The organism is Desulfovibrio sp., assembly GCF_035644575.1.
Taxonomy (GTDB): Bacteria; Desulfobacterota; Desulfovibrionia; order Desulfovibrionales; family Desulfovibrionaceae; genus Desulfovibrio.
Map to the genome: position 1 here is coordinate 1 of NZ_DASQOG010000186.1, position 3,123 is coordinate 3,123.

Annotated in this window: 2 protein-coding genes; both read left to right on the top strand. The window is 60.9% G+C overall.

The window, feature by feature from the left end:
- Window positions 1-1,432 (top strand): IMP dehydrogenase (guaB, locus tag VEZ52_RS10630; protein WP_324836786.1); only part of this gene is annotated, 1,432 nt, incomplete at its 5' end.
- Between the two features lie 312 nt (window positions 1,433-1,744).
- A partial coding sequence (gene guaA, locus VEZ52_RS10635; protein ID WP_324836787.1) for a glutamine-hydrolyzing GMP synthase occupies window positions 1,745-3,123 on the top strand: 1,379 nt, incomplete at its 3' end.

The following is a 3,123-nucleotide window of genomic DNA, read 5'->3' on the forward strand; positions in this document are numbered from 1 at the left end:
GACCTTCGACGACATTTTGCTAGTCCCCGGCTTTTCGGACATCACCCCCGACGCCGTTGACATCTCCACCTGGCTCACCCCCGAAATTCCCCTGCGCATCCCCCTGCTCTCCGCCGCCATGGACACCGTGACTGAAGCGGCCATGGCCATTTCCATGGCCCGCATGGGCGGCATCGGCATCATCCATAAGAACATGCCTGTTGCGCGGCAGCGTCTTGAGGTGGAAAAGGTCAAGAAGAGCGAAAGCGGCATGATCCTTGACCCTGTGACCATTTCGCCCAACAACACCGTGCAGGAAGCCCTGGACCTCATGTCCGACTTCCGCGTGTCGGGCTTGCCCGTGGTCGAGAATGGCCGTCTGGTGGGCATTCTTACCAACCGCGACGTGCGCTTTGTGCAGGACGGCGCGGCAGTGCGCGTTTCCGAGGTGATGACCAGCACCAACCTTGTGACGGTGCCCATGGGCACCTCGCTTGAGGAATCCAAGCGTCACCTGCACGAACACCGCATCGAAAAGCTCCTGGTGGTGGATGAAGAAGGCCTTTTGCGCGGCCTCATCACCATGAAGGACATCGACAAAGTCCAGAAGTACCCCAACGCCTGCAAAGACTCCAACGGTCGCCTGCGCGTGGGTGCCGCCATCGGCATCGGGCGCGACTGCGAATCCCGTTCCGAGCAGCTGATCGAGGCTGGCGCGGACGTGCTGGTGCTCGACTCTGCCCACGGCCATTCGCTCAACGTGCTCAACGCCATCCGCATGGTCAAGGGCGCGTTCCCCAACTGCCAGCTCGTGGCGGGCAACGTTGCCACCTACGAAGGCGCCAAGGCCATTCTTGAAGCAGGCGCTGATTCCGTCAAAATCGGCATCGGACCCGGCTCCATCTGCACCACCCGCATTGTGGCTGGCGTGGGCGTGCCGCAAGTTACCGCCGTTATGGACGGCAGCCGCGCCGCGCGCGAGATGGACCGCTGCTGCATCGCAGACGGCGGCATCAAGTTCTCTGGCGATATCGTCAAGGCCCTTGTGGTTGGCGCTCACTCGGTGATGATCGGTTCCCTCTTTGCCGGCACCGAGGAAAGCCCCGGCGAAACCATTCTGTATCAGGGCCGTACCTACAAGATTTATCGCGGCATGGGTTCCATTGACGCCATGAAGGACGGCAGCTCTGACCGCTACTTCCAGGAAAAGAGCAAGAAGCTCGTGCCTGAAGGCATTGTTGGCCGCGTGCCGTACCGCGGCCCGGTCATGGAAGCCGTGTACCAGCTCATGGGCGGCCTGCGCTCCGGCATGGGCTATGTGGGCGCGCACAACCTGAACGATCTTTTTGAAAACACCACCTTCTGTGAAATTTCACCTGCGGGCCTGCGCGAAAGCCATGTCCACGATGTTGTTATCACGAAGGAAGCGCCGAACTACCGCATCGAGAACTAGGCAAAACCGCTGCCAGCGGTCTTTTGCCCTCTGCGGTATCAGATTTCGCCTGCTTTTCCGGCAACGTGCCGCTAAAGCACCAACCGGAAAAGCAGGCGCGTCTTATTTGGCGGAGGACAAAAAATCCCAAGGCAACACAAGCGGAAAGCGCTGCGGCCCACAAAGCCGCAGATTGCCCACAGGCTCCCGGCATCACGACCATCGGGCAAAAGATCAGACAAAGATCAGGCGAACGATCAGGAGCAAGATTAACCGGGCGCGCAGTAGCGGCGCACAGCAACAGGCCACGGCCAGCACCAGGCGAGGACACATATGCCCAGCAAAGTCATAATTATTGACTACGGCTCACAGGTCACCCAGCTCATCGCGCGCCGCGTGCGCGAAGCCGGGGTTTACTCCGAAATACATTCCTGCATCACCACCGCCGCTCAGGTGGCGGCAATGAAGCCTTCCGCCGTCATCCTTTCCGGTGGCCCGGCCAGCGTGGGCGAAGCCGATGCTCCGGTTCTTGACCCCGGTTTTCTTGAGCTTGGCGTGCCGGTACTCGGCATCTGCTACGGCATGCAGCTGCTGGCCCAGAACCTTGGAGGCCAGCTTGCCCAGTCGCTCACGCGCGAATACGGCCCCTCCGACCTCACCCTCACCGCGCCCTGCGCCCTGTGGGAAGGCATCGAATCCACCAGCCGCGTGTGGATGAGCCACGGCGACAAGGTACTTGCGCCGCCGCAAGGCTTTACCGTGACGGGCCGCACGCCGACTCTGGATGTGGCCGCTATGGCTGACGAAGCCCGCAAAATCTACGCCGTGCAGTTCCACCCCGAAGTGCACCACAGTGTGGACGGCGAGCGCATGCTGCGCAACTTCCTGTTCAAGGTTGCGGGCATCAAGCCCGACTGGACCATGTCTTCGTTTGTGGAGCGCGTGGTTGCCGAAATGGCCGAACAGGTGGGCGACCGCCACGTGGTATGCGCCCTTTCCGGCGGCATTGATTCCACCGTGGTGGCCGTGCTGCTCAACAAGGCCATCGGCAAGCGTCTGCACTGCATCTTTGTGGATAACGGCCTGCTGCGCCTTGGCGAAGGCGACGAAGTAGTCAGCTACCTGCGCGAACACTTTGACCTCAACCTCGACTTTGTGCAGGCGCAGGAACGTTTTCTTTCCAAACTTGCTGGTGTGGATGACCCCGAAAAGAAGCGCAAGATCATCGGCCACACCTTCATTGAAATTTTCGACGAAGAAGCCAAAAAGCTGCCCCAGGTGGACTTTTTGGCGCAGGGCACCCTGTACCCTGACGTAATCGAATCCATCTCGCACAAGGGTCCCAGCGCCGTCATCAAGAGCCACCACAACGTGGGCGGCCTGCCCGACACCATGAAGCTCAAGCTCATCGAACCCCTGCGCGAACTCTTCAAGGACGAAGTGCGCAAGGTCGCCGCAGAGCTTGGCATGCCCGACTCCATCGTGTGGCGGCATCCCTTCCCCGGCCCCGGCCTCGCCATCCGCGTACTTGGCGAAATCACCGAAGAACGCCTCCAGATTTTGCGCCTGGCCGACAAAATCGTGCAGCAGGAACTGCGCGAATCCGGCTGGTACCGCAAGGTGTGGCAGGGCTTTGCCGTGTTGCTGCCGCTCAAGACCGTTGGCGTCATGGGCGATGGCCGCACCTACGAGCATGTTATCGCCCTGCGCGT